Source organism: Allosphingosinicella vermicomposti (assembly GCF_003012815.1).
In the GTDB taxonomy this organism is placed as follows: domain Bacteria; phylum Pseudomonadota; class Alphaproteobacteria; order Sphingomonadales; family Sphingomonadaceae; genus Allosphingosinicella; species Allosphingosinicella vermicomposti.
In genome coordinates this window covers 26,698-53,136 of sequence record NZ_PXYJ01000003.1, presented here as the reverse complement: position 1 = coordinate 53,136, position 26,439 = coordinate 26,698, and the positions used below count along the sequence as shown (strand labels likewise).

Below are 26,439 nucleotides of genomic sequence, written 5' to 3'. Positions count from 1 at the left end.
TCAAGGTAGGGGTAAAAGCGGAGCCGGATCGATCCGATTGCGGCTGCTGAAGAACGGCGACGGGAATAGCGATCGCACCAAGCGCAGCGCCCGCTGCCCACGCCCATCGCAAGTCAATGAGGCTCATCCTTGATTAATCCACACTATCGTCGCCGTGCCTGAAAAAGTCAGTTGAACAGTCTGATTTAAGTTTGCAGGTGCAGGTGCAGGTGCAGGTGCAGGTGCAGGTGCAGGTGCAGGTGCAGGTGCAGGTGCAGGTGCAGGTGCAGGTGCAGGTGCAGGTGCAGGTGCAGGTGCAGGTGCAGGTGCAGGGCTGGGCGCCGGCTGCGATGAAATGGACCAAGCGGAAAAGCGGACAATTGGTGCGCCATTCTCCAGCTCATGCAGGAACGACAGCAGGTTAGTTTGTTCGCCAGAAGCGGAGAAAGACAGGCTCAAAGTAGGCTGCTCGTTCAAGCTCGCTGGATGAAAGCTGATATTCGCAATCTGAATTTGGTACCGACCAGCGGCCTCGCTAATTTTGCTGGCCAGCACATCACCCGCGATTTTTCGTGATGGCGCATTGATGTAAAAGCTGGTCGGCACCGTCGCGCCAGGCTTTGGTAATGGTCGTGCTTCGATCGCCTTTAAACGTTGAAGGCCAAAGCGGGTGTCGCGCAGCTCGGATACACTATCAGACACTAGAGCGCCCACAGGAATGATCACAAGATTGATGAGCCCGCTAAGGCCCAGGAAAAGAATGCCGAGCGCAACGATGCGCCGTGTTAATGGCGAGAAGGTGCTCATCATTGGATACGCACCTTATATGTAACACGCATGCGATCTGTGTCGGTTGGAGTGACATCAACCGTTTCGCGATTGGCAAGAAATTCCGAGCCGTCGAGTGCTATATCGGCTGCATCCGTATCTGCCACTTCGGCAATGATCTGCACCTCACGCCCTGAACCTTTTTCCAACGCTTGGACATGATCCGTAGAGGGTAAAATAGCGGCTAATTCCTCGACGATGGCTCCCACCTGCGGCGGTGCAAGAATGAGGCGAAGTGCGCGGCGCACCGTCTCTGCATTTCGCGCTTCTCTTTCAGCTTTCAGGCGAGGCGCTACGGTCTCTTGAAGTTCCGCAATTTCATCCTGCGCAGCCGAGCTTAACAACATCGCTCCGCCTGCGATCGTGAAGGGGATCGAGCAAATTAGCGCGAACGCGATGAGCCAGATCTTGCGATCCGTGAGCTTTGCTGCTCCATAACTTCCCGCACGACCCGAAGCGATCTTGATTATGCTGCTGGCTGTCCGGGCATGGATAGCAGGCACGTCCAGGCCATTTAGTTCAAAGGCAGATTGGATGGCTTCGATACGCGTGGCCCGTGCCATACCGACTTGAACAATCAGGCCCTGCTCATCCGCTTCCAGAACTTGTGCCTCCCACTTCACGATGGAGGGATCTAGCGGAGAGATTTGCCACATCTGCAATTCAACTGCGGAGCGCAGACGCTGCTGAGCAGCCCTAGGCAGTCGAACTTCCGTTACAAAGCAATCTGGCGGGCTCAATATTACGAAAGGCTTGGTGCCATCGATAAGAAGCAAGAGCTCTGCCCAAGCTGCTTCGTCCAGCATTTCCAAAGACCGGGCGTCGCCATAACGTCGGCCATCTCCGTCGGCTTCCAAGACCAGGATTTCGACAGCATCGGTCCGTAAGTGAATTTGGCTGGAGCGGGAAGGTCGAAACCTAGCTTTCAGTCTCTCAGGAATCATGGCGGATAGTTCGCCCACCCACCAATGCCACGCATCGGCAGAGGCACTGGCCACATTCTGAACCGCGGTCAGGCTCTGCATGACATAGAAATCGGGTCAAAGCGGCAGGCGCCGCTACTATTGGTGCGCGGGATAGCAGAGAGCCGGGTTACCTCATCCTTATCGTCCCGGAAATTAATCGTCACACGCCGTAGTTGGGAGGCTCTCCCCTCGCTTCCACGCGCATAGTCGAACCAGATTTCGCGATAGCCCTGCACCAAGGGAAGATTCTCATTGGCAGGTGCTGGCAATGGCGTGCCGTCTCCTGTTGCTTTAAATTGCGCGATGAGGGCTTGTCCGCCCCCCCGGCTTTCTACCCGCAGCGTGAGCTGAAGCGGTCCGTTTGCGCCGAGCGCTGCGGGCGGCGGAGTCACTAGGATCAGCCGTTCCCGCTCCGCAACTATCGCGGTTGCTCCGTCTTTTTGGGGAAGAGCTTGTTCAATAAGAGTCGCTAATGACGACGCCCTTTTTTCGAGTTGCTGTTTTGGCTTTTCCGACGAGGCTCGAAGCTCGCGCGCCAGGCTGCCCACGCTCCAGCTTAAAGCGACGAGCAATAATGATCCCACCACCATAGCAGCAAGGAGCTCGATGATCGTAAAGCCCTCCTCGCGCATCATGATGGCGTCACGCCTTTTAGTTTGCGCGTGCTAAGAGATGCGAGAATCTGGCCGCGTTCGTTCCGTACTATGGCCTCTATTCTCGTCAACACGAACAAACCGCGCGGATCGCTCGCGACCGGCGTTTCGTGAACCTGCCATCCCAACTTATTTTGTTCGCCTTCAGCGCGGCCGAGGGCAACGGCCTCCGCTGCTCGATTGATCACGAGATCCTTGGCAAGGGTCAGCGCTTCAGTTTTCCGGGCTGCCCTGTTTGACCGTTCTTTGGCGAGGAGGGCGGCATTCATCACAATGCCAAGCAGCAAGGAGACGAGTACCAGCGCTACGAGCACTTCGATGAGCGTGAAGCCCCTTTCGCGGTCAGGAAACATCGACTGCTCCTGTTAGCCATTCCACGCGCAGGAGCGACCGTCCGCCAAGGCTGATCGAGGCGCCATTGGAAGAGCCATCTGGATAAACAATTATAGAGTCGGAAGCGCCAGTCAGGACCAGCTCGGTTTCTACACCCTCAACAATTGCAGCGGGCATGATCTCTTTGGGCGATTGCGACCGGATTGCCTCCCGCTGCGCATTCTTGATGGCCGCGATCAGCTTTGCTGCCGCTTCTTTGCGCGCCAGGCTGCCTGGCCGAGCGTCGAAGCTCCTGATTGCGATCACCGCAGCAAAGCTCATGATCGCAAGGACCACAAGCAATTCAATAAGCGTGAAGCCGGCGTCCTGCCTATTTGATGGCGTTAAGATCTGCGTCATCGCCAGTCCCCCCTTCTTTGCCGTCAGCGCCAAGGGTCATAAGGTCAAACGGCCTGTTCTTGCCCGGTGATCGGTAAACGAAGGGCTTGCCCCATGGGTCGAGCAGTTGCCGTTCCTGGCGGACGTATGGGCCGTTCCAAAGATCCATTTGCGGCGGGGCTTGCCAGAGGGCGGCCAAGCCCTGCTCGGTTGTGGGATAGCTTTCGGTGTCGAGATGATAAAATGCTAGGCTTTGATTTAGCGTTTCGAGTTGGATGCGTGCGGCCTTATATTTTGCGCTTTCCAAAAGCCCCATAACCTGCGGGATGGCCACCGCGGCGATAATCCCGATCACCACCAGGACGACGAGCATTTCCATTAGCGTGAAGCCGCGCTCGTTATCCGAGCAGCCAGCTGCCGGTTTGACGATCCTCTTCATCCGGCAAAATCCCCGATTGCAAAAATTCCGAGCATGACGCCTGCCACGAGCAGCGCGACAATTCCGCCAAGGCTGACGATCGCGATTGGATTGGCCAGGCTGACGATGCGCTCGATCCGTGCACGTGCGCCATCGCCCATGATCCGGCTGGCTTTCTGACAGGTTTCTGCGAGCTGGCCTGAGCGTTCGCCGACTTCGATCAGCCGAACGGCCGTTCGTGGGACAAAGGCGCCGCTTGCCAGAGCCAAGGACAGTGAGGCACCTTCCCGAACTCGCTGCTCGACCTCTCTGATATGCCCGCGCCAGCGCCGGCTTCCAATTGCACTCCGCGCGAGCGGCAAAGCTGCAATTACGGTCACACCGTTCCCAACAAGAGTAGAAAGCAGACCGGTAAATTCTGCGGCAAGATATTGATCGCGAAGCGTGAGGCCGGGAATTCGATGCCGGAATCTGGAAGTCGCGACTTTTGAGAGGCCAGTGCGTAGAAGCACGAAGCCCAAGATAGCGACTGCCAACAAAGCGCTTAAAGCAATCAGGCCATGATCTGTGACCGCGGCAGACAGGGCAAGCACAGCCCGGGTTAAATTAGGCAGACGCTCTTCCTCGCCTGCAAAAACCGGCTCGAACTGAGGCACGACGACCGTAAGAACAAGGACAAGGGCGATGATGGTGGCCGCAAAAACTGCAGCGGGATAAGTAAGAGAGGTAATGAGCTGACGGCGCGTAGCCGCCGTCTCAGTCATGCGTGTTGCCAGCGCTGTCAGGGCTTCGCTTAATTGGCCCGACTTCTCCGCCGAGCGCAAAACGCCGATCACATAATCCGGAAAGATGTTCTGCCGTTCGAGCGCTTGAGCCAATCCCTGGCCTGCGCGAACACCAGCAAGGACTTGCGCGAGAAAGTCGCGCTGAGCGGGTCGCGGCGATTGCTCGCGGAGTAGATCAAGCGATCGATCGACCGGCAGGCCGGACGTATTCAGCGTCGCCAACTGAGTCAGTATGAGGGATTGCTCGGCTAGGCCGATGCCACTTCCAATCCGGATCGGTTGATTGAGGCGATCGGCGAGGCTCAGCGCTCCGCTCTTGATCTCCAGAGGCGTCAGGCCATCAGCGATAAGGCGCGCGGCCGCGCTCTTGCTTGATCCCGCCTCGACAACGCGGCGGATCTCTCGGCCTTCAGAGGAAATGGCTATGCAGCGAAATTCCGTCATCCGAGCTGAACCGCTCGTTCTACCTCGGCGAGAGATGTCCGGCCTTTGGCGACCAAAGAAAGGCCATGGCCCAAAAGGCTTTCGGCATCGCTCGACGCTGCAAGGGCTTCTGTATGGCCACTGCGGATGTGATCCCGAAGCGGCTCGTCGACTTCAACGATTTCCATAAGTGGTAGCCGGCCTCGATAGCCACTATGGGCGCAGCTGATGCAGCCCGCCGGTTCATAGACCAAAGCCGGAGCCTCAATACCTGTCTTCTCGAAAAGCAGCGTTTCATTGGCTTTTAGTGCGCGCGCAACTCGACATTCTTCGCACAGGCTGCGGATGAGGCGCTGTGCGATCGCGGCAATTACCGTGGAGGCTGTCAGATAGGGTTCAACGCCAATATCCTTAAGGCGCGTGAAAGCGCCAATCGCGCTATTTGTATGAAGGGTAGAAAGGACGAGATGGCCGGTAAGCGCAGCCCGCATGGCGATTTCGGCTGTCTCATGATCGCGGATTTCGCCGATCATCAAAATATCGGGATCCTGCCGTAAAAAGGCGCGAAGCGTTGCCGCGTAACTAAGGTCGATTTCCGGTTTGACCTGAACCTGGTTGACCCCTTCAAGGATCACCTCCACCGGGTCTTCAACGGTCAATATCTTGACGTCAGGCCTCTTCAGTCGATTGATCGCTGCGTAAAGCGTGGTCGACTTTCCACTGCCTGTGGGGCCGGTCACCAGGATGATCCCGTGCGGGCGCTCGAGCGCGCGGCCTAATTTGGCAAGCGCGACGGCTGGAAGACCGAGCCGATCGAGATCGAGCGGCACTTCTGTTCTACCCAAAATACGCAGGACGATACTTTCGCCATGGGCAATCGGAGAGGTGGCGACGCGGACGTCCACGTCCTGGCCGCGCACTGCCATTCGGAGACGCCCGTCCTGGGGAAGCCGGGTTTCCGCAATATCGAGACCTGCCATGACCTTGATGCGCGAAGCAATTGGCGCAGCAATATTGTCGGGATGCCGTTCGACTTCGCTTAGGCGGCCATCGATCCGGTAGCGGACGCAGAGATGCCGAGCCATCGGTTCGATATGAATGTCCGAAGCACGACGATTGACTGCATTCGTGATCAGGCGCTGCACGAGGCGTATGATCGGCGCATCGCTTTCGCCTTCAATGAGCCTTTCAAGGTCTGCAGCAGCGCCGGCGCTGGCCCCACCTTCGACATCGAACTCGACATTATCCGTGCCCAGCGCGTCTTCCACATCAGAGAAGGTGGTGAGCGTCCGAACGACCTCCTCTGCGCCATAAGCAAAAGCAACGGCCTGCGCAGCGATCTCATCATGAGGGTCGGCCATGGCTAGCGTTAGGGTGCGGTTTTCCAGCGTCAGAGGAATGACTGCATGGCGAGCCAGGAAGGCATGCATGAGCCCGTCCGCTTCCGGGAGAGTGTCAGGATATTCGGCACGTTTGACGACCTGCAGACCCGTCAGGTCCTGTTGAATGCTTAAGAGGTCGCTTTCCGACACAAGGCCAAGTTTGACCAGGACCGATGACATGCGGCTACGCGTTTGGGCAGAAATTTCCTGCGCGCGCGTAACATCAGAGGCGCTGACCAGCCCCTTGTCGACCAATAATGTCGCCAAGACGTCCACGAAAACTTGCCCCCATTCCCCGTCGCAATGCTATCGCGACACTGATCAATCGGCCAGTAGTTTTCGCGCCGTCTAGTGCATTTTATTTATTTGGTTATGAGGCTATGCCGAAGGCCTTGGGGGGAAAGGGTAGATGGCATTCGTCGAGCTCGACTTTTGTCCGTCAATTCGGGCCTCTATATCCGCGCCATCAGTAAGGGCGTTTTCGGGAAAAGCTCACGACCCTCGTGTGTTTCGCGTGGGCGCTGTTGCGATCTCTCTTTTAATCCATTCCGCGATCTTATGGTGGTTTGTATCGCGCCTGGACGTGAGCGAGCGACCTGAGGAAAATTTGGGGAGCGCGGGCGGATTTCTAACCGTCGTGGATCTTGCAGCCACTTCTACGCCCGCAGCATCAGCAAACGCGGTGTCTAAGGAGCAGGCCCCGTCTAAGCCTGAAATCGACCTTTCCGACTCCACCACGCTGCCGGTTGAATGGAGCATGGTGTCGATAAAGTTGCCTCGATCCGAACCTGTTTCTCAATCGGCACCTTCAGCAGCGGCCGCAGTGACGACGTCAGGCTCGGTCTCAATCGGTGCTCAGGCAGGATCTGGCAATGATGGAACAGGGGCGGGTAGCGGGGGATATGATCCCTATGCAGGCGCAGCGCCAATGCGAGATGCTCAGTCTTCATATTCTGCCCCACCGCGTCCTGACCCGGGAGGCAGTTCTCACCTTATTGAAACCAACTTCAGGGAGCTGCAATCGGCCCTCTTGCGAAAGTATCCCCGGACAAAGGGTGTGATAATCCTGACCGTCAATGTGAGCCAGGCTGGCATCGTGACTGCAGTTACCAAGGTTGATGGAAACTTTCGGGGATTGAGCCTTGCCGCCCTGCGGCAGGATTTTGCGGGCAAGCAACTATTTACAGTGAGTGCGCGCGCGCCCGCCAACTACAGTCGCGAGTTACCTCCTATGCGCTTTAGCGCGCTTTAGATGGCGGTGGCGGTGGTAATTCTGCCTTCAAAGAAGGCGAAGTTGCCAGCTCCACAAAATAGGGGGTTCTTTCTGTCCAGTTGCCAAGAGCTGTGCAGTCAACTGCTCCTTGATTGGCAGGATGGGTCGTAGCAAAATAAAGCGCGACTGGATGCTGCGTCATTTTAGCTGACGTAAACAAAGCATACCAGGCGGCGCACGAACGAGGGTCAATTCCCCCTAAGCTAATCTCCAGACTGCAGATCGACCACACGCCGTGTCCAATATCAATCGTAAGGGTGTTTCCGCTGCCAAGACGCTGTACATTGCCCGAGCATATGAAGCTAGACGCAGCGGCGGGCGCTGGTGAAAGACATGCGGCCAAGGCGAGGCTGAAAGTGAAAAATCTTATCGGGCCTCCAAACAATAGCTTGTTAACTGAAGATTTGATCAGTTTGTCAGGGTGCGACGTCAACATACGCGGGGGATGGAGCTGAGCCATAGGTTGGCACTGTCGCGCAAAAACCTGGGCTGCTTTCGTCATAATAGAAGCCAGTGCGTTTAGCGGTTGCAACAGCGTTAGTGATTTTGGACATCCAGGCAAAGCACGTGCTTGGCGACACTCCTTTCCATTCCTGGTTCAGGTTGCAAATCTGGATGAAGTCCCCTCGCCAATCGGTTTGCACCAGGACACTCCCATCGCGGTACGTAAGAATACGCAGTGCCGGCCCTGTCCCACCGCAATAATTCGCAGAGGCTGGCGACGTTAAAATTAAGCCGAGACTTACAAGCAAGGGTACGAGAATTCGCATAGTTCTTGTCTCGATATGTTAGGTTTGACACCGCGCTAGCCTGAAATGATCGACTTTGCGTAAGCTGCAAGGCACGACCACCGGGCTGATAAAACCACCTCGCCGAATCGCTCGCGTTCAGCCAAGGCAGTGATCGCAAATGCTCAATCCCAATTTCCAATCATGAGAATGGGGCTTTTCACACCCTTCTCCTCAACGTAAATTTTGAGCGCTTGAGCGGCCATGTGTTTACTAAGAAACGCAGAGAATATGGCTTTGCCGCTGTCAGTGTTGAGATCAACATAGTAATTATAGCAACAGCCGAGCCATCCGGCGTCAAATTCATCTAAATTTCGGAAGTAAACGCGATCACCGTGAATGGCCCATTTCACATCCGCAGCATTTGGAATGAACAGTGTATCGTTAGCGGCCCGGAGCGGCTCAGTAGATGACATCACAATGAAAAGCGAAAGTATAGCTATGCTAGCGGTGCGTTTCATATCCGGAAACTCTCCTTAACCAACGCGGGCGACCCAGATAAATTCGTCCGCTATACAGGGCCCGGTCGCGTCAAATCCGATATTTACAGGTTCTTTGAGACTGTAAGCGAGAAGCAAGCGAGCTACGACAATCTGTCGCGCGGCATCGGTCATGTTCAAAGGAAGGCCAAAATAGGCTTTTTCGCAGGCGATTCCGGCAGGTTTTTCTTCCACAGTGAACAGGACGTAATTGCTGGTGGTGTAAGTGAAGACGCCCGTTATTTTGACAACCGCGTTGCCGTTATAAGTTTGAGCGACAAGTCCCGAATGAGGAAGCAGCGCCATCATAGCTGCTGCTAAAATCTGCAAAAATCGTAACATCCTATGCCCCCCCCCAAAAAAAAGATTCAAGCGCAGCTTGGTCTCAGGGCAGGGGTATGATCGTATAGCCGTTCAAAGGCAGTACGATAACTTTGCGCGTTCGGGGCTTTGCACCCGTTGTCTGATAATTTTCGCGATTTCCTGCCGGATCATAGCTGATTTGATTTGCAAGGCCATTATTGGCTCCCCCAGACACATTCGTCTGCACCAGGCGGCCCAAGGCGTCATATTTGTATGCCGTGGTTTCGCTCGCTGAGACTGGCGACAAGCCTAAGGCGCCGCCAGCTATGCTTGCCGCCATACCCAGCTGCTTTAGCAAAGATGCCATGGTTCCCCCCTTTTAATGCCACCTGCCCTTTGAGAACCGAAATATTCTTCAGTGGACACCATGCCAATCATAGGACATACACTATTTGTCTGTATAGAGGGCGCTGCACTTTAGCCATCCTAATTGATTTTATTCACTTTTATTGCCGAACTATAGGAATGTGCAAATATTCGGCCATAAACTTCTGCATGTCTGTCATGTAACATAAGCGAGGATTGAGATGCGAAAACGAATACTTCTAATCGTGGCATCTAGCCTGATCGCGCAGGCGGGCACGGCGCACGCGCAAGCCTACTGCTTAGGCACAATCTCAGCTGCTCTCACCTATTCCGATGGCCAGGTTATGATTAAATCGAGCTGGCGCAATGAATGGACTGACATTTGCAATCTGAATGTTGCTTGGAAAGGCGTGGAAGCTCAAACCTGTTGGGGGTGGTTTGCGCAGCTGAACGAGGCTGTCCAACGGGGGCGAATTGTGGTGATCCATTATCCAGATCTCCCGCCTTCCGGCTGTTCCACAATGCCAATCTACCGGGATAGTCCGCGCGCGGAATACGTAATGCCCACCGCAGACGCATCCTCGGTCAGCCTGCAAGCATTACCGGCGGCACGATAGCTGGTCTTCCTAAGTTAGTCCTGCTGTCGTGCCGCTTTGATTGCGCTAGCTATTGTTGTTTATGGTTCGAGCCCGGCGGTGCCGGCATCGGGGCTGCGGTTAAGGAACTGCCAGCGTTCCGAACGTTCATAATATATCCTGGGGCAGGTGCTTGCCCATAGGTTGGCAAAGAGTTGCAGGCGGTCTGGCTCGGCAAGGCATAATAGAAATAATTGGTCTGATTATTGGCCATGCCGTTCTGGATCTGGCTGAACCACGACCAGCAGATCTGGGGAGATATCCCTTTCCAGCTCTCGTTCAAATTGCATATCTGCAGCCAATCCGGATGCCATTCTGGGGAAACTACCACATTTCCCCCGCCATCCGTGAAGGCGCTCCGGACATAACCGGAGCAGTAGACTTCAGCAGCAGCTGGCGTTGCCAAACTCAGGCAGGCAATCCCAACCATGTGCTTTAGAAATTTTTTCATATGTTCCCCCGGTTTAGGCTGCGATGCTACGGCCAGTCTTTATTGATCTGACCGGGCTAGCTTCTTCGTATAGCGACTTCACCATATGGCTAGTCGTGATCCGGATGATGGCCTGCCTGCAGGCTACAGCAGCTCAAGATGATAGGGTGCTCTTGTAACCCAATGGCCAAGCCCGGAACATTCCGAAGCGCCTTGATTGGCGGGATGGGCAGGATTGAAGAAGAGGACAACCTTTCGCACGCTAAGTTTCGCTGTCGTCAGTGAGGAATACCAGGTTTTGCAAGCATCGGGAGTAATGTCTGCCCTTTCTACTGAAACGCTACAGATGTCCCAGATTCCCCACCCGACATTTACATAGACGCTGCCATCACTCCCCGTGCCAAGGTATTGGACGTCGCCACTACAGCTGACGCTGCCTTGTGCTGAAGCCGGATTGCAGGTCATCAAAGCTGTGATTGCCAAAGCTATAGATTTTCTCATAGAGGCCCCTTTTAGATCATTGTAATGCGACGATGCTGGGTCAATACAAGGATATCAAATCAAATCCTGCGGCTCTTCGGCGCGACGTGATGGTCGCCGATGTCATCATTCCCTGTAGGGGCGCAAGATCCATCTCCACCATATCGATTTAGCGGCGGGGGTGCTTAGTTGCAGGCGTTTGCGGCGAACGCGGGTGAGAAACGAAGCAGCGTGGCAGCGGTTCTCCCGTCCCAGCGCTTATACTCCAAGCACCTGCGAGCTTCACAAGAACTCGAACCGCATTTTACATAACATCCCTTGCCGGCTTGCATGAGAAGAGCGTTTCGCTCTTTTGCCGCCAATGCTAGAACCCGTTCATGAATAGCCTCGTGGTGCATCGGCTGCCTGCCAGTCGTGAAGAGTTAAAGACCCTCATCGAGGCAGCGCTTACTATCAGCGATAATTTGGGCACTTCGGTCGTCGGATGTTATCTGCAGATGGCGTTCGACCAGTTTCAGGCTGAAGGAACCAAGCCGGAATTGTATGAATTAGGAATGCCTCACCGCACTGATTAGACTGGCTTGACGCTTTGGCGTCAGGCACAGCATTAACCTCGAACATGCTTGGATCCACGCCTCCCAAACTGACCCAGCGGCAAAAGGACTGTCTTGACCTTGTCGCCCAGGGCTACACCGCGAAGCAAATCGGCCGCCATCTTGGGCTGTCGGATTCTACCGTCAATAACCACATCAATGATGCGAAAAATGCGCTGCAAACCCGAGATAAGGGCGAGGCTGCGCGTCTTTACCTCGAACTCTATTCAGACCCATCTAGGCACAAATTGCCTAGTCAATCAGCCGGGCTTGTCCATGCCTTGGATGTCGAAGATGAAGTCCCTGCAACACAGCCATCGGGATGGCGCCGGGTTTGGACCTGGATCGTCCCTCGGATGGGAGGGCAGGAAAATGCGCTTTCAACTTCTCAAACCATCTTAGCGGTCTTCCATGTCGCACTGTTCGGGGCGCTTTTGTTCATCGCAGCGTTGATGATCGTCAAGGCGAGTTTTTACGCACTGACCTGAGGTCGCCCCATCTACATTTTTGTATTCATTAACGCGCTGCGCTCCAGCGCGAGGAGGAAAGTTGTGATTCAGCTAACCGAAGGGGCTGGCCAGGTTATTGCAGCCGACATGGTTACCGTCTTCCACTCGACCGACGACGCACTTCTTAACAGCGCGCGCCTTACCGTATCGGTCTTAGAGGGAACCGCTCAGTCCGGAATGCATCCACGAATCAAGCAAAAACTGCTCCAGAGCATGAGTACCGGGTACGGCAAAATCCTAGAGGGCCGCAAAGATATGATCGATGCGCACAGCCAAATGATCGTTATCCAGCGTTTGAGTAATATCGCCACTGTGAATTACGGTTGCTGGGGCGGTCCGCAAAAATTCTTCATCGATGCAAGCGCCTCGAAAACTTTGACGGCCGTTGCGCGACAAGAGGCTTGAAACCACCAGTACGGTCTCACTCTGGTTCCGCCTCGCCTTGACGCTCCGGCTATGCTGTGTTGGGCTAAAGGCGATGGTGGACGGTCTTTTCACAATTCTTTTGTTCGCAAGCTGCCTCTACGCATGCTTCGAAGGCGGGAAAGAAGGGCGATGGGTAACCTTCTTCATCATTTCAGCGGCAGTGCTGAGTATACCAGCTGGCTCTCTGGGCCACCAGTGGCGAGATGTCCAACTGCCGGTATTAGGCGTCGACGTACTTCTTCTATTGGCTTTAGGCATCGTTGCGGTTCGGAGCCAGCGATATTGGCCGCTATGGATAACGGGCTTCCATCTGGTGAGCATTGTTACCCATATAGCGCGTATTGGTCAGGGCGATCTGCCGCCAACCATATATTTCGCGCTTCAGTCCTTCTGGAGCGTTCCGGGGCTGCTCGCCATGGTAGCCGGCATCATGATGGACCGCCGGGCGGGGCTTCCAAAGAGCGCGCCGTGGAAACCGTTCCGGCATGAGCGAGGGGCACAAAATCCGGGATGAGCCATTGGTGGCTGACACTGGCAATGAATTGGGCCTTGTTACCCGGCGTATTGCTCAAGCGGTAAAGCAACTTGAAGCTCTTACGGTCTTCGATCCACCCTCGGCCTCGCCCTACGATACAGAAGGATATCGCTTGGAGAAAATGCGAAAGGTGCGCACCTATATCCGCACCCGACGCTTGCGAGAGCAACTTCTACCGGGCGATCTATTCGGGGAGCCGGCGTGGGACATCCTCGTGGATCTATATGCGGCAGACCTTGAGCAAAAAAAAGTCTCGATTTCGAGTGCCTGTATCGCTGCTTCTGTTCCCGCAACGACAGCTCTCCGCTGGTTGAACAGGCTGATTGCCTATGGGCTTGTGACCAAAACTGACGATCAGGTTGATGCGCGTCGTACCTATGTGCGGCTATCCCTCAGTGGGAGTAATGCAGTAGGAACATGGGTGGATGAGGCGCTTTTGCAAAATGCCAATTAAATTACTCATGAGGCTACAGGGCGCCTATGGCTGGTTTGCTTGTCTACTTGCTTTCGCACGCATTATTTGCGCTGCGACGACCATATTCGTGAATCGCAAAGCGCCCAACCGCGTTAACCTTACAACAGTCTCGCCGCCTTCTAACTGATTCTGTTCGGAGACCGTAAACTCCTGCGCAAATTCGGCGGCGTTCAGTTGCTGCACGTGTTCCGTGCCAGTTTCGTCCTGAGTAAGTAGATAAGTCATATGGCCCATGTTCACCCCGCGTTGTGCCTGAATCGCTCTCATGGGGATAACAGTCAACAGTCATAGGCTGTCAAAATTTTGGGATATGAACTTCCATTCGGCATCACGACTGAAACGAAAAGAACCAACTGTAATTTGGAGACGAGTTGTGATCAGACTGGCAGCACCGCCACCTTCTTGTCCAGAATTTGTATTTCGTTATGGGCTGAGGGAAGTCCCCAGCGGGGTCGGCACGCGCGCCGGTTGAGGCTGCGGTGGCTTAGGAGGGCCGTGCGCAACGGCCCTCCTAACAGGCTCAACCCATGGTCGCGTTGTCGATCACGAAGCGATATTTGACGTCGCTCTTCTGCATCCGCTCATAGGCCGCGTCGATCTCGTCCGCGGCGATCATTTCGATATCGGCGACGATGCCCTTTTCGGCACAGAAATCGAGCATTTCCTGCGTTTCCGCGATCCCACCGATCAGCGATCCGGCGATGGCGCGCCGCTTGAAGATGAGCGCCGCGATATTGGGCGTGGGGTGGGGGTGTTCCGGGACACCGACCAGGCACAATGTGCCGTCACGCTTCAGGAGCGCGGTGAAGGCATCGAGATTGTGGCTTGCCGCGACAGTGTTGAGGATGAAATCGAAGCTGCCCGTATGGGCTTTCATCTCGTCGCGGTTGCGCGATACCACGACTTCATCGGCGCCGAGGTCAAGCGCGTCCTGACGCTTGCTTTCCGATGTGGTGAAGGCGACGACATGGGCGCCCATCGCGTGGGCGAGCTTCACGCCCATATGACCAAGGCCGCCAATGCCGACGATGCCCACCTTCTTGCCCGGGCCGACATTCCAGTGACGCAGCGGCGAATAAGTGGTGATCCCGGCGCAGAGCAGGGGCGCGACGGCGGCCAGCTGGTCCTGTGGATGCGAAATCTTCAGCACGAACTTATCATCCACCGTGATGCTCTGCGCATAGCCACCGAGCGTGTGCCCCGGCGCGTCCGGCGTCGGGCTGTTATAGGTGCCGGCAAAGCCCGTCTCGCAATATTGCTCCAGCCCCTCGGCGCAGGGCGCGCAGTGCTGGCAACTGTCAACCATGCAGCCCACGCCCACCGTGTCGCCGACCTTGAACTTGGTCACATCCGGTCCGACGGCGCGCACGCGGCCGACAATTTCGTGGCCCGGAACGCAGGGATATAGCGTGCCCGCCCATTCGGAACGGACGGTGTGCAGATCAGAGTGGCAGACGCCGCAAAAGGCGATGTCGATCGCCACGTCATGCGGGCCGGGTTCGCGGCGTTCGATGTCCATCGCAACGATCGGCTGGTCGGCGGCATGGGCGCCATAGGCTTTGGTGAGCATCGAAAGGGGCCTCTTTAATGGAGCAGGGAGGGGAGGGGGCCCGAACAGGCAGGCACCGCCTTCCTAAATAGGGCGCCGACCGGCGTTCGTCATCGGGCATCCCGTTATAAAACGCCTTCCGCGCGGGCAAGGTTGGCGAAGTCACCGAATTGATCGATGCCATTGTGCCAAAACCGCAATGCTTCCGATCCAGGTGTCGGGCGCCGGGAAGGGGTTCGCCGTCGTAGCAAACGAAGTGAAATCGCTCGCCTCCCAGACAAACACGGTCGCAGGGACTTGATTCTGCAAATTTGCGCTTCGTTATTCCGGGTCGGACAAGGGCGGGTCAGGGCGATAAAGTGAATATCCTTAATGACTTGGTAGTTTCTGCCATGGCATCATCATGACGTCATGAATGCCAAATTCTCCTTTGTGTTGGATCGATCGCTTGGGCTGATTGAGATCGTCATGCGCGGCGTGTTCACGCTGGAGGATGTCGCGGCCTTTCTCGACGCGCGCATGGACGCGCATCGTGCGCTTCGCTGGCCGGCCAACCGCCATGTCACGCTCAACGACCTGTCCGGCCTCCGCCAGCAGCCCAAGGAAATCGTCATGGCCTTTCAGGCGATTCTCGGCGATCCCGAATATAAGTCGCGCAGACTTGCCTTCGTGGTCAACGAAGCTCAGGTGCGCGGGCAGTTGACCCGGGCGCTGCTCAGCCGCGATGCCTTGTGCTTTGAAGATCGCACCACCGCCCGCGCCTGGCTCCTGTCCGACGCGCTCTGAAGGCTGGCCAATGGCACGTCAGCCTTATAGCATCGCCTGATGGCCGATCACCTCACTCAACACGCTCTTGTCGCCCGCGCCCGCGAGGCCGCACTTCGCGCTTATGCGCCTTATTCCGGCTTCAGCGTCGGCTGCGCCATCGAATCGGTGGATGGAAAGATCGTCACCGGCGCCAATATGGAAAACGCCTGCTACCGGCTTGGTGTTTGCGGCGAGATTTCCGCATTAACCGCCGCTCAGGCCGCCTTCGGTTTGGACAAGATCGCGCGCATTGCCGTCTCCGGCGGGCATGTGGCGGATGGCGCGCTTTCGGGTAGCATGATTGTCACGTCCTGCGGTGGATGCCGTCAGTCGATTCTGGAGGCCGCCCATGTCGCGGGCCGCAATATAGAAGTGATCGCGTCCAACGGCGACGGCACGGAAATGCTCGCGACGCCGATCTCCGACCTCATCCCCTACGGCTTCGGCCCGGCGAACCTTAAGGACGCGGGGTAACGCATTTGTGCTCCTGCGAAAGCAGGAGCCCAGCCGTTCCGGCCGTGCCACTGGGCTCCTGCTTTCGCAGGAGCACAAGCATCAAACCAGCTTGATCTCGCGCAGCCGCTGCATGAGGTAATCGTGCGCGGTGATCGGTTCGGGATAGAGGTTCGGCCGCTCTTCCGACACGCAGCCCGGCAGCGTTTCGATCAGATAATCGGGCCGGAAGTGCAGGAAGAAAGGCATCGAATAACGCGAATGGCCGCGCCGTTCGGGGGGCGGGTTCACCACGCGGTGGGAAGTCGACTTCAGCACATTGTTGGTGAGGCGCTGCAGCATGTCGCCGATATTGACGACGAGTTCACCTTCCTTCGGCGACACGGGCAGCCATTCGCCATCGCGGTCGAGAAGCTGGAGCCCCGCTTCTTCCGCACCAAGGAGCAAAGTGATCGTGTTGATATCTTCATGCGCGCCCGCGCGCACGCCCGAGGCTTCCGGAGACACGGGCGGATAGTGGAGCAGGCGCATCACGCTATTGCCGTCACGCACCGTATCGTCGAAGAAGTCCGGCGACAGGCCGAGATGCCGGGCAATCGCCGACAGGATGCGCCCGCCCGCCTGATCGAAGGCTGAGAAGAGTTCGAGGAAGGTTGCCTTGAAGGACTCGATTTCCGCCGGCCAGATATTGTCCGCCATCACCGCGCGGAACGTGTGCCCTTCGGCGAGCTCGCGGCCGATATGCCAGAATTCCTTCAAATCATGCTCGGTCGCGCCCTTGGCGGTCTCGATGCCGAACGGCGTATAGCCGCGCGCACCGCCGCCGCCCGCGACATGATAGGCGCGCTTCACCGCTTCCGGCAGCGCGAAAAAGGCTTTCGCTTTCTCTTCCGCGCGCGCGATGAGATCGGCCGGAATGCCGTGATCGGCGATAATCGCAAAGCCGTAGCGTTCGAACGATTGCCCAAGCTCGCGGGCAAAGCCTTCGGGATCGGTTTCGGACTCAGTCAGCGAAACGGAGGCGATTGAGGAAATCTTGGTCATGGCCTGTGCCTTTGATCCGAATTCAAGTGAATTTCCAGTCCCCTAAACCGTTCGGGCTGAGCCTGTCGAAGCCCTGTCCTTCTTCTTGGCTGGCGCGGAAGGAAGGGCAGCCCTTCACAGGCTCAGGGCGAACGGTTGAGTGTCTTAAATCGCGCTCACCATCATGCCCGCCAGCGCCGCGCTCATCAGATTTGCGAGGCTGCCTGCGATCAGCGCGCGAATGCCGAGCTTGGCGATCACCGGCCGCTGATTGGGGGCAAGGCTGCCCGTCACCGCCATCTGGATCGCGATGGAGCTGAAATTGGCGAAGCCGCAGAGAGCAAAGGTCACGATGGCAACGGTCTGCGGCGACAAGGTGCCCTGCTGCGCGCCGAGGCTGATGAAGGCGACGAATTCGTTCAGCACGACTTTCTCGCCAAACAGCCCGCCCGCTCGCGCCGCTTCTTCCCACGGTACGCCGATCAGATACATGACCGGCTGGAATACGGTGCCGACAATGCGCTGGAAGGTGAGGCCTTCAACCCCGAACCAATTGCCGACGCCGGTCAGCAAACCATTCGCCAGCGCGACGAGTGCCACGAAAGCCAGCACCATGGCGCCGACGGCCACGGCGAGCTTCACACCCGTCTGCGCGCCTTGGCTGGCGGCCATGATGATGTTGGCGGGCTTTTCCTCGTCATGCGTCGCTTCGGCGAGCGCGAGTTCGCCTTCCTGCCGATCATCGCCAAGCGGCAGTTCATCCGCGCGCTCTGGCCCGTCCGGCATCATGATCTTGGCCATGAGCAGGCCGCCCGGCGCCGCCATGAAGGACGCCGCAAGCAGATAGTCGATGCGGATGCCCATCGCGGCATAAGCCGCGAGGATCGTGCCCGCGACGCCCGCCATGCCCACGGCCATTACAGCGAAAAGCTGAGAAGGCGTGAGGGCCGCGAGATAGGGGCGAATGACGAGCGGCGATTCGCTCTGACCGACGAAGATGTTCGCCGCGGCGCAGAGCGATTCGACCTTCGACACCCCCGTCACTTTCTCAAGACCCCCGCCGATCCAGCGGATCACGAATTGCATGATGCCGAGATAATAAAGGATCGAGATGAGCGCCGCGAAGAAGATGATGACCGGCAGCGCCTGGATCGCGAAATTCTGCCCCAATGGATCGGAAGCCAATCCGCCGAACAGGAAGGCTGTACCCGCATTGGCATAGCCCAAGAGATTGGACACGCCGCCGCTCGCAAAGGCCAAAGCCTGCCGCCCCCAGGGCGCATAGAGGACAAGCGCTGCAATCCCCGCCTGCAGCGCGAAGGCCGCGCCGACGACGCGCAGGCGGATTGCCCTGCGATTGGAGGAGAGGGCGAAGGCGATCAACAAGATAAGCGCCATGCCTGCAAGGCCGGTCAAAATTCTGGTCATTTGATTGAAATCCCCACCCGCTGCCTGGCCGTTACCAGACCATTTTTGTTTCCGCCGCGTCAATGGCGGCATCGAGTTTCAGCAGAACCTCGTCGATCGTACTGGCGACCAGCAATTGCCCGCGCCGCGCTGGCGACATGAAGCCTGCCGCCGTCGCCGTATCGAGAAAGGCGGTCATCCCGTCCCAGAAGCCTGAGACGTTCAAAAGTGCGAACGGCTTGGCATGATAGCCAAGGGCATTCCACGTCCAGGCTTCGAACAATTCATCGAACGTGCCGATACCGCCCGGAAGCGCGACGAAAGCGTCGGTCAGCTCCGTCATCTTCGCCTTGCGCTCGTGCATCGACTGGACGACGTGGAGTTCGGTAAGGCCGGTATGGGCGACCTCCAGGTCGGTCAGCGCCTGCGGAATGACGCCATAGGCCTTGCCCCCTGCGCCAAGCACCGCATCCGCCACCACGCCCATCAGGCCGAGCCTGCCGCCGCCATAGACGAGGGCGATATCGCGCGCGGCCATGGCTTCCCCAAGCGCTCGCGCGACATCGGCATAAGCCGGGTCCGCGCCCATGCTCGATCCGCAATAGACCGCGAGGCGCTTCACGCCGCCTCCACGAGCGGGCGAAGGTCCACCTCCGGACGAGCGCCGAAATGGGAGATGATTTCGGCCGCGGCGCCCGCCCCGATGCGAAGGCTCTGTTCCAGCGATTTGCCCTGCGCCTGACCGACGAGGAATCCGGCGGCGAACAGATCGCCCGCGCCGGTCGTATCGACCACTTCCTCGATCCAGATTGCGGGGATGGAGGCGCGCTCTTCACCCGCCACCGCCATCGCTCCGCGCGATCCGCAGGTGACGACCAGCATCCGCACCTGCGGCGCAATCATCGCGATCGCCGCGTCGAGATCGTCGGTGCCGGCAAGCGCGCGGGCCTCGGCTTCGTTCGCGAACAGCATGTCGATCGCACCGCTGCCGATGAGGTCGAGAAATTCCTGCCGGTGGAGCGCGATGAGCGCGATGTCGGACAGGGTGAAGGCGACCTTCCGGCCCGCGTCCGCGGCGACCTTCATCGCTGCCTTCATTGCGGCGCGCGGAGCCTCGGCCCGCCACAAATAGGCTTCGAGATACAGGATCGCGGCCCCGCGAATCTGCTCATGGTCAAGCACGTCCGTGCTCAGGCGATGGGCGGCGCCCGGAAATGTGTTCATCGTCCGCTGCGCATCGGGTGTGACGAGGATCAGGCAGCGGCCCGTGGGAACGCCGTCCCGGCTCGCTGGAGTAGCGAACTCCACGCCCTGCGCGCGAATGTCGTGGGCGAAGACCTCGCCAAGCTGGTCGGCGGCGACCAGGCCGACAAAGCCCGCCTTGCCGCCGAGCGCCGCGATTCCCGCCATCGTATTGGCCGCCGATCCGCCGCTCGTCTCGCGCGCCGGGCCCATATGGGCATAAAGCCGCGTCGCTTCTTCGGGGGCGAGCACGCGCATCGATCCCTTCACCAGGCCTTCCTGGATCAGGAATTCATCGTCGGCTGTGGCTATGACGTCCACGACGGCGTCGCCGATGGCCAAAACGTCCAGTCGGATTTCAGACACTTAAGGGCAGACTCTCGCGTGGAAGGCTGAAGGGTGGATTTGTGGCGCCCCTGATGGCGCGATTGGCGGCGAATGGAAAGGCTTTTTAGGTGAACCGAAACCGGCTAGGTGGTTGGCGATGACCAGCACCGACGCGGCGCCAGCGCCCTCCATAACTCGCTCCCTCTTCATCTTTGCCATCCTTTACGGGGGCATGACTTGCATTGCGGGCGTTCTCGGCGCCAAGCAGGTCGCCCTCGGGCCCCTCGCCGTGGAAGCGGGCATTTTCCCATTCCTGCTGCTCGTCGTCTTGGGTAGCACGGTGGCTGAGCTGCACGGGCGGGAAACGGCGAACCGGCTGGTGCGCTTCGGCTTCATCCCGCTCCTCACCTCCATCGCGCTCATCTGGCTCGTCATCCAGCTGCCGACCGACGAGGGGATGTACGAACCGGCCAAGGAAGCCTTTCCGATCATCCTCGGGCAAAGCTGGCGCCTGATGGCGGCCGGCATCATCGCTTACGGCGTGTCGCAATTCCTCAACATCTACCTGTTTTCCAAGATCTTCGGCGATTCGGGCAAGCTGCTCGCCGTGCGCGCCGCGATCGCCAGCGCGATTTCGCAGATCGTAGACACGATCATCTTCATTACCGTATCCTTTTACGGCGTCCGCCCGATCGGCGAACTGATGATGGGCCAGGCGACGGCCAAGGTGGTGCTGAGCCTCGTCGTCGTGCCTTTGCTCATCACCGGCCTCGTCGCACTCGGCAAGCGGCTCGATCGCGCTTAAGCTTTTGATAGCCCACCAGGTTCTTACCCAACACCGCTAGTCCTGAGCCTGTCGAAGGACGTGGGCAGGGTTCACACGGGCTTCGACAGGCTCAGGGCTAGCGGGGGAGGGCAGGCTCAGCCTTTAATCACCTGAACGGCGGCTCGTCGAAGCTGCGCAATTTCCGCGAGTGGAGCTTGTCGCCTTCCTCTTTCAGGATCGACAGCGTTTCGATGCCGATCCGCAAATGCTGGCTGATCGCGCGTTCGTAAAAGCTGTTCGCCTGGCCCGGCAGCTTGATCTCGCCGTGAAGCGGCTTGTCCGAAACGCAGAGCAATGTCCCGTAAGGCACACGGAAGCGGTAACCCTGAGCGGCAACCGTCGCCGATTCCATGTCGATCGCCACGGCGCGGCTCTGGTTGAAGCGCAGCGCCGACTGGGCAAAGCGCAATTCCCAGTTGCGGTCGTCGGTGGTCACCACCGTGCCGGTGCGAAAGCGCCGCTTCAGATCCTTGGGCTCCTCGCCCGTCACGCGGACCGTGGCGTTGAACAAGGCCTGCTGCACTTCGGCGATCGGCGCGATCGGGATTTCGATCGGTAGTACGTCGTCCAGTACGTGATCGTCGCGCAGATAAGCGTGGGCGAGCACATAATCGCCAATCGTCTGGCTCGGGCGAAGGCCGCCGCAATGGCCGATCATCAGCCACGCTTCGGGGCGTAGCACCGCAAGGTGGTCGCAGATCGTCTTCGCGTTTGACGGCCCCACGCCGATATTGACGAGCGTCACGCCCGATCCGTTTTCGGCGATCAAATGATAGGCCGGCATCTGATGCTTGCGCCACGTGCCGTTCGACACGAGGTCGAATGCATCCGGCGTGTCCTTCGTCACATAGACGCCGCCGGGCGCCGAGAGTGCGACATAGGGGCTACCCTCGCGGCCCAATTCCTCGACCGACCAGCGGACGAACTCATCGACGTAGCGGACATAGTTGGTGAAAAGCAGGTAACGCTGCGTATGTTCGGCTGGTGTGCCGGTATAATGTTTGAGGCGCGCAAGGCTGAAATCGATGCGCGGGCCATCGAACAGCGACAAGGGCCGGTGCGCGTCGGGATCCTGGATCCAGATGCCGTCGGCAATTTCGTCGCCGATATGCGACAGATCGGTGGTCGGAAACCAGCGGCCAAGTTCTGCGGTGTGAACGCTGTCGAGGCGCAGGTCGTCCGATCCGTCGAGGACGTAAGGATAGGGGATTTCGCTCGCCGACCGGCCAACCGAAATATCGACCTCATAATCGCGTACAAGGTGGCTCAATTGCTCGGTCAGATAGGCCCGGAAGAGGTGCGGGCGCGCGATGCTGGTCGCGTAGCGGCCGGGCTGGTTGAGTCGCGCAAAGGAGCGGTTGGGAAATTCCACCGCGCGATCGTGGCGATAATCGATGCGCAGTTCGGGATAGGCGAAGATGCCGTCGGCGCGGTCCTCGGCTGACGGCCGCTCGCCATTCCTCAAATAGCGGGCCAGCGCCGAGCGCAGGCAGGCGACCGACTTGTCGGAAATCTCGCAAAGTTGGTCGATCAGGCCGGAAATGTCTTCGATGCGCGTCACGTCTCACCTCTTGATGTGGCGAGGTCAGTGACAGAATTCCCTGGCCCGCGCCAGACCGGGCAAGCGTTCAGGCGAGGATGATCTCATGCCCGAAGCGCAGGCCCAATTGCCCTTCCTTCACCCAGCGGACGAAGGCGTGAACCGGCGTGCAGCGGTCGAACTGGACGATGATCGTTTCGCCAAGGCGCGGCGCGATCGGGCATTCGATCATCGTACCGCGCGAGGAAATGTTGAGCACCTGGGCGGGAATGCGATGGCCGCGAAAGGTCAGCATCGCGCCGTCGACGCCATCCCGTCGCGACTCGGAGCGCTGATCGGCGGGCGTCAGGCCAATGGCCGCCTGTGGCGCCCCTTCAAATTGATCGTGGTGCAAGGCCAGCATCGGCGCTCCCCCTCATCGTTCTGGCGGGAGCATGAATGAAAAGGGTTACCGAAGCCTTACGGTGCCTGAGCCCCCTCAGCCGGTGGGCCCCTCCCCTTGATGGGGAGGGGTTGGGGAGGGGTGATGTTCGACGTAGAGCAGTGACCTATCCCGGCATCACCCCCACCCAGCCTCCCCCATCAAGGGGGAGGGGCTTAGCTGAGAGAGTTCCCTCACTTCTCCCAATAATAAGGCTGGCGCTTAAGCGTCCCCGTCACTTCCTCGTTCAGCGTCGCCGCGTCGTAAAGCCGCCCGTTCAGCATCACCTTGGCGATCTTGTCGGTGTTGCGGATGTCGGCGAGCGGATCGGCATCAAGGATGACGAGGTCGGCGAGCTTGCCCGCCTCCAGCGATCCGATATCCTTGAAGCCCAGCGACTTGGCCGGAACCACCGTGCCGGCCTTCAGCGCTTCGAACGGTGTCCAGCCGCCGCGCACCAGCGACCACATATCCCAATGCGCGGCGAGGCCTTGTTGCTGGCCGTGGCCGCCGATCGATACCGGCACGCCTTTCTCCGCGATTTTCTTCGCCGTCGCGGCGCTCACCGCATCGACATAATCCTCTTCCGGCGCCTTGGTGACGCGCACCAGTTCCGGATTGAGCGCGGCGGCAGGCGCGTGGCGGGTGAGAAGCGGGTGCTTCCAAACATCGGTATGCGCGATCCAATAGGGCTCACCCGCAAGGCCGCCATAAGTGACGCCGAGCGTCGGCGTATAACCGACCTTCGTCGCGCCGAAGAAGTCGAGCACGTCCTTATAGAGGATCGACTGCGGGATGTTGTGCTCCAGCGTCGTATTGCCGTCCGCGATGATCGTCATGTCCATCGCAAATTGCGATCCGCCCTCGGCGACGACGGCTATGCCTTCCTTTTGCGCGGCGGCGACAACTTGCTGGCGCTGATCGCGGCGCGGCTGGTTGTAATTCTTGATGCTGTGCGCGCCCTGCGCCTTGAGGCGCCGGATATGGCCGAGGGCATCGTTCAGACCCTCCACCACCGCATAGCGATAGGGCATCTTCGCGCCGTAGACGATTTCGCCTGAGGAGAACGTGCGCGGCGCCAAAATCACGCCCGCCCGCTGCATCTCGCCCGCCGGGAAGATCTCGCTCGACGTGCTCGACGGATCGTGGACGGTCGTTACGCCAAAGGCGAGATGCGCCATCGCCTCCCAATTCTGCTGGGGCACGATCTCGTCCTCACCCTGCGGTCCGTGGGCGTGCGCATCGATGAAGCCCGGGACGATCGTCTTGCCCGCGAGGTCCACCGTCTTGGCGCCCGCCGGAATGGCGACTTCGCCCGCGCGGCCCACCGCCTTGATGCGGTTATTTTCAATGACGATAACGCCATTGTCGATCACGCCGCCATCGGTGCCCGTCATGGTGATGACCTTGGCACCGGTGAGCGCGACCACGCCTTGCGGCTTGTCCGCCGCAACATTGCGCGCGAGCGACACGCCCTTGGCCGGGGCCAGATATTTGGGCGCATCATTGCCCCCCGATCCTACGAGCGCGGAGGCGTCTGCGGTATAAAGGGTCGGCCCCATGCTCCAGGCCAGCTTGTTGCCTGCCCAATGCAGGAACTGGCCACCATCCCCGCTCGCCTTGGTGACGGGCAATTGCGTCGACTTCGAATTGGCGTCGATCGCCTTGGCGCCCGCGAAAAAGGGCACTGCAAACACGTTGTAATTCTCGCGGAAGGCGAGTGTGTCGCCAGTTGGCGCGACCTCGTAATTGGTCGTCATCGCGCCTTCGGCATGAACGCGCTCATCCTTGCCGTTCATGTCGACGCTGACGAGACGGAGCTTCTGGTCGCCGGACCGCTCGAGATAGACGCGGTCATTCGTCGCGCCGAAATGCGGATTGCCGCCCTGCCGCGTCAGCCGCTTCATCGCGCCGCCCGCTGCCGGAACCGCGAACACGCCCTGATCCTCGCTCCACGCATCGGAGGTGAGACCGCCGCCGCCGCCGCGTTCGAACACGATGGTCTGGCCGTCCGGCGAGAAACGCGGGCGGCGATAATGGCCGGGCTGCTCCGTCACCGTCCGCATATTGCCGCCGCTCGCATCGACGACGCGCACTTCGCCAAGGCGCTGGTCGTTCCAGCTCACGAAGGCGATCTGACGCCCGTCGCGCGACCAGCTCGGGAACAGCTGGAAGTCGCCATCGGCGCCGGTCAGCGCGCGCGGCGCGCCATTGCCCATATCCTTGATGTAAAGGCGGCCAAGGCTTTCGAACACAACCTGGCCGCCATCGGGCGACACTACGGCAAAACGCGGCATCTTGGTCGTGAAGCTGTCCGGCGCCACCGCGACTTCCGGCCGTACCGGATCAATCACCTGGCGGGTATCGGCAACGCGAAACGGGATTTCGCCAAGGTTCGAACCGTCCGCATCGATCTTGTGGATCTTGCCGCCCGCCCAGAACACGAGGGACCGGCTGTCTGGCGTCCAATCCATGTTCGGGTAAAGGCCGGTGATCGCCCAGGTTTCCTGCATGTCCTGATCGAGATTGTCGTGAATCTTGCGCTCTTCGCCGCTCGCCAGATCCTTCACATAGAGCTTGGACTTGGCCCGCTCGCGCCGCACGAAGGCGAGATATTTGCCGTCGGGCGACGGAGTCGGGCGCACCGAACCGCCGGGGCCGGACGCTGCCACCGTCCGCTCGCCGGTCTTGAGGTCATAGCGTTCGATCTGGAACAGGTCGGTGTTCGAATTCTGCGCATATTCGAATGTGTTGCCGGGTGTGACGTTGCGGCTGAAATAGACCGCGTCGCCCTTGGGCGTGAACATCGGCTCGCCCAATTCCTTCTGGAATTGCGGATTGGGCCGCTCGACGAGTACAACCCCGTCTCCGCCTGCCACATGGTACATCCAGATTTCGCCAGTGCCCGCCGAACGCTGCGTCGTGAAATGCTTTCGCGCCGCGACATATTTGCCGTCCGCGCTCCAGGTCGGGTTGTTGAGGAGGGTGAACTTTTCCTTGGTGAGCTGCCGCTTGCCCGATCCGTCGGCATTCATGATCCAGATATTGTCGCCGCCACCCTTGTCGGACGTGAACGCAATCTGCCGCCCGTCCGGCGAGAAACGCGGCTGCTGATCGAAGGCGAGGCCGTCCGCGATCCGCTTGGCGGTGCCGCCCGTAATCGGCATCACATAGATGTCGCCAAGGAGGTCGAAGGCGATCGTGCGTCCGTCCGGGCTTACGTCCAGGTTCATCCACGTGCCTTCGCTCGTGTCGACTTTCACCTCGCGCGTCTTCAGCGGCGGCTTGGCGACGTCCCACTTCGCCTTGTCGTCGGCAGCGATTGCGGTCGTGGACAAAAGGAGCAGCGACAGGGCTGCAACGCGCTTCAACATGTGTGGAACTCCCCGGCAGATATTTTCTTGGGGG

28 protein-coding genes are annotated in these 26,439 nt (G+C 58.8%); 8 read left to right on the top strand and 20 right to left on the bottom strand.

Features of this window, described 5'->3' with window-relative positions; all coding sequences use genetic code 11:
• Positions 1-123 precede the first annotated feature (123 nt).
• From C7I56_RS08940 to C7I56_RS12360, 12 genes are all read right to left on the bottom strand, one after another.
• Complete coding sequence (locus C7I56_RS08940; RefSeq protein WP_199792376.1) at positions 124-789, bottom strand: GspMb/PilO family protein; 666 nt, start codon at positions 787-789, stop codon at positions 124-126.
• Positions 786-1,832, bottom strand: coding sequence for a hypothetical protein (locus C7I56_RS08935; protein ID WP_106640285.1), 1,047 nt, complete (start codon positions 1,830-1,832; stop codon positions 786-788). Before C7I56_RS08935 ends, C7I56_RS08940 begins: the two co-directional genes overlap by 4 nt.
• Complete coding sequence (locus C7I56_RS08930) at positions 1,820-2,407, bottom strand: prepilin-type N-terminal cleavage/methylation domain-containing protein (protein WP_106640284.1); 588 nt, start codon at positions 2,405-2,407, stop codon at positions 1,820-1,822. The genes C7I56_RS08935 and C7I56_RS08930 overlap by 13 nt, the downstream gene beginning before the upstream one ends.
• Complete coding sequence (locus tag C7I56_RS08925; RefSeq protein WP_106640283.1) at positions 2,404-2,778, bottom strand: prepilin-type N-terminal cleavage/methylation domain-containing protein; 375 nt, start codon at positions 2,776-2,778, stop codon at positions 2,404-2,406. Before C7I56_RS08925 ends, C7I56_RS08930 begins: the two co-directional genes overlap by 4 nt.
• Positions 2,768-3,157 carry a prepilin-type N-terminal cleavage/methylation domain-containing protein gene (locus C7I56_RS08920; protein ID WP_106640282.1) on the bottom strand — a complete coding sequence of 130 codons (390 nt, stop codon included), beginning with the start codon at positions 3,155-3,157 and terminating at the stop codon, positions 2,768-2,770. Before C7I56_RS08920 ends, C7I56_RS08925 begins: the two co-directional genes overlap by 11 nt.
• Entirely contained in the window at positions 3,129-3,575 is a 447-nt protein-coding gene (gspG, locus tag C7I56_RS08915; RefSeq protein ID WP_106640281.1) for a type II secretion system major pseudopilin GspG, read from the bottom strand. The genes C7I56_RS08920 and gspG overlap by 29 nt, the downstream gene beginning before the upstream one ends.
• On the bottom strand, positions 3,572-4,783 hold the full coding sequence (locus C7I56_RS08910) for a type II secretion system F family protein (protein WP_106640280.1): 1,212 nt from the start codon (positions 4,781-4,783) through the stop codon (positions 3,572-3,574). Before C7I56_RS08910 ends, gspG begins: the two co-directional genes overlap by 4 nt.
• Positions 4,780-6,411, bottom strand: coding sequence for a GspE/PulE family protein (locus C7I56_RS08905; RefSeq protein ID WP_158703073.1), 1,632 nt, complete (start codon positions 6,409-6,411; stop codon positions 4,780-4,782). Before C7I56_RS08905 ends, C7I56_RS08910 begins: the two co-directional genes overlap by 4 nt.
• 1,919 nt (positions 6,412-8,330) lie before the next feature.
• Positions 8,331-8,666 (bottom strand): hypothetical protein, encoded by a 336-nt coding sequence (locus C7I56_RS08900; RefSeq protein ID WP_106640278.1) that lies wholly within the window; start codon positions 8,664-8,666, stop codon positions 8,331-8,333.
• 15 nt (positions 8,667-8,681) lie between these two features.
• Positions 8,682-9,026 (bottom strand): hypothetical protein, encoded by a 345-nt coding sequence (locus C7I56_RS08895; protein ID WP_158703072.1) that lies wholly within the window; start codon positions 9,024-9,026, stop codon positions 8,682-8,684.
• A gap of 43 nt (positions 9,027-9,069) precedes the next feature.
• Positions 9,070-9,354: a hypothetical protein gene (locus tag C7I56_RS08890; protein ID WP_245409654.1), complete on the bottom strand. Its 285-nt coding sequence runs from the start codon at positions 9,352-9,354 to the stop codon at positions 9,070-9,072.
• A 665-nt stretch (positions 9,355-10,019) separates the two neighbouring features.
• Entirely contained in the window at positions 10,020-10,439 is a 420-nt protein-coding gene (locus tag C7I56_RS12360) for a hypothetical protein (protein WP_158703071.1), read from the bottom strand.
• A gap of 836 nt (positions 10,440-11,275) precedes the next feature.
• On the opposite strand from C7I56_RS12360, the gene C7I56_RS08885 reads away from it, so the two are divergent.
• The 5 genes from C7I56_RS08885 to C7I56_RS08865 all read left to right on the top strand — a co-directional run bounded on the left by C7I56_RS08885 (position 11,276) and on the right by C7I56_RS08865 (position 13,415).
• Positions 11,276-11,473 carry a hypothetical protein gene (locus C7I56_RS08885; RefSeq protein WP_106640276.1) on the top strand — a complete coding sequence of 66 codons (198 nt, stop codon included), beginning with the start codon at positions 11,276-11,278 and terminating at the stop codon, positions 11,471-11,473.
• A 44-nt stretch (positions 11,474-11,517) separates the two neighbouring features.
• On the top strand, positions 11,518-11,979 hold the full coding sequence (locus C7I56_RS08880; protein WP_106640275.1) for a helix-turn-helix domain-containing protein: 462 nt from the start codon (positions 11,518-11,520) through the stop codon (positions 11,977-11,979).
• A gap of 63 nt (positions 11,980-12,042) precedes the next feature.
• Positions 12,043-12,405 (top strand): hypothetical protein, encoded by a 363-nt coding sequence (locus C7I56_RS08875; protein WP_106640274.1) that lies wholly within the window; start codon positions 12,043-12,045, stop codon positions 12,403-12,405.
• A 73-nt stretch (positions 12,406-12,478) separates the two neighbouring features.
• Positions 12,479-12,940, top strand: a complete 462-nt coding sequence (locus C7I56_RS12355) for a hypothetical protein (RefSeq protein WP_158703070.1) — start codon at positions 12,479-12,481, stop codon at positions 12,938-12,940.
• Between the two features lie 7 nt (positions 12,941-12,947).
• Entirely contained in the window at positions 12,948-13,415 is a 468-nt protein-coding gene (locus C7I56_RS08865) for a MarR family winged helix-turn-helix transcriptional regulator (RefSeq protein ID WP_158703069.1), read from the top strand.
• Between the two features lie 541 nt (positions 13,416-13,956).
• Here the strand turns inward: C7I56_RS08865 and C7I56_RS08855 are convergent.
• The gene (locus C7I56_RS08855) at positions 13,957-15,006 is read right to left on the bottom strand and encodes an NAD(P)-dependent alcohol dehydrogenase (protein WP_106640270.1); all 1,050 of its coding nucleotides are present in this window, start codon (positions 15,004-15,006) and stop codon (positions 13,957-13,959) included.
• A 390-nt stretch (positions 15,007-15,396) separates the two neighbouring features.
• On the opposite strand from C7I56_RS08855, the gene C7I56_RS08850 reads away from it, so the two are divergent.
• Entirely contained in the window at positions 15,397-15,771 is a 375-nt protein-coding gene (locus C7I56_RS08850) for a hypothetical protein (RefSeq protein ID WP_106640269.1), read from the top strand.
• 39 nt (positions 15,772-15,810) lie between these two features.
• Complete coding sequence (locus C7I56_RS08845) at positions 15,811-16,266, top strand: cytidine deaminase (RefSeq protein WP_106640268.1); 456 nt, start codon at positions 15,811-15,813, stop codon at positions 16,264-16,266.
• Positions 16,267-16,347: 81 nt separating this feature from the next.
• Here the strand turns inward: C7I56_RS08845 and C7I56_RS08840 are convergent, their stop codons facing one another.
• The 4 genes from C7I56_RS08840 to C7I56_RS08825 form a co-directional block, all read right to left on the bottom strand.
• On the bottom strand, positions 16,348-17,289 hold the full coding sequence (locus C7I56_RS08840) for an isopenicillin N synthase family dioxygenase (RefSeq protein ID WP_106640267.1): 942 nt from the start codon (positions 17,287-17,289) through the stop codon (positions 16,348-16,350).
• A 144-nt stretch (positions 17,290-17,433) separates the two neighbouring features.
• Positions 17,434-18,696 (bottom strand): NupC/NupG family nucleoside CNT transporter, encoded by a 1,263-nt coding sequence (locus C7I56_RS08835; protein ID WP_106640266.1) that lies wholly within the window; start codon positions 18,694-18,696, stop codon positions 17,434-17,436.
• 31 nt (positions 18,697-18,727) lie between these two features.
• Positions 18,728-19,297 (bottom strand): LOG family protein, encoded by a 570-nt coding sequence (locus C7I56_RS08830; RefSeq protein ID WP_106640265.1) that lies wholly within the window; start codon positions 19,295-19,297, stop codon positions 18,728-18,730.
• Positions 19,294-20,283, bottom strand: coding sequence for an adenosine kinase (locus tag C7I56_RS08825; protein WP_106640264.1), 990 nt, complete (start codon positions 20,281-20,283; stop codon positions 19,294-19,296). The genes C7I56_RS08830 and C7I56_RS08825 overlap by 4 nt, the downstream gene beginning before the upstream one ends.
• A 118-nt stretch (positions 20,284-20,401) precedes the next feature.
• Here C7I56_RS08825 and C7I56_RS08820 point away from each other — a divergent pair, with 118 nt between their 5' ends.
• Entirely contained in the window at positions 20,402-21,049 is a 648-nt protein-coding gene (locus tag C7I56_RS08820; RefSeq protein ID WP_106640263.1) for a queuosine precursor transporter, read from the top strand.
• Between the two features lie 127 nt (positions 21,050-21,176).
• Here the strand turns inward: C7I56_RS08820 and C7I56_RS08815 are convergent, their stop codons facing one another.
• From C7I56_RS08815 to C7I56_RS08805, 3 genes are all read right to left on the bottom strand, one after another.
• Complete coding sequence (locus C7I56_RS08815; protein ID WP_199792375.1) at positions 21,177-22,631, bottom strand: AMP nucleosidase; 1,455 nt, start codon at positions 22,629-22,631, stop codon at positions 21,177-21,179.
• Between the two features lie 67 nt (positions 22,632-22,698).
• Complete coding sequence (locus C7I56_RS08810) at positions 22,699-23,013, bottom strand: PilZ domain-containing protein (RefSeq protein WP_106640262.1); 315 nt, start codon at positions 23,011-23,013, stop codon at positions 22,699-22,701.
• Positions 23,014-23,225: 212 nt separating this feature from the next.
• The gene (locus tag C7I56_RS08805) at positions 23,226-26,405 is read right to left on the bottom strand and encodes an amidohydrolase family protein (RefSeq protein ID WP_106640261.1); all 3,180 of its coding nucleotides are present in this window, start codon (positions 26,403-26,405) and stop codon (positions 23,226-23,228) included.
• Positions 26,406-26,439 lie beyond the last annotated feature (34 nt).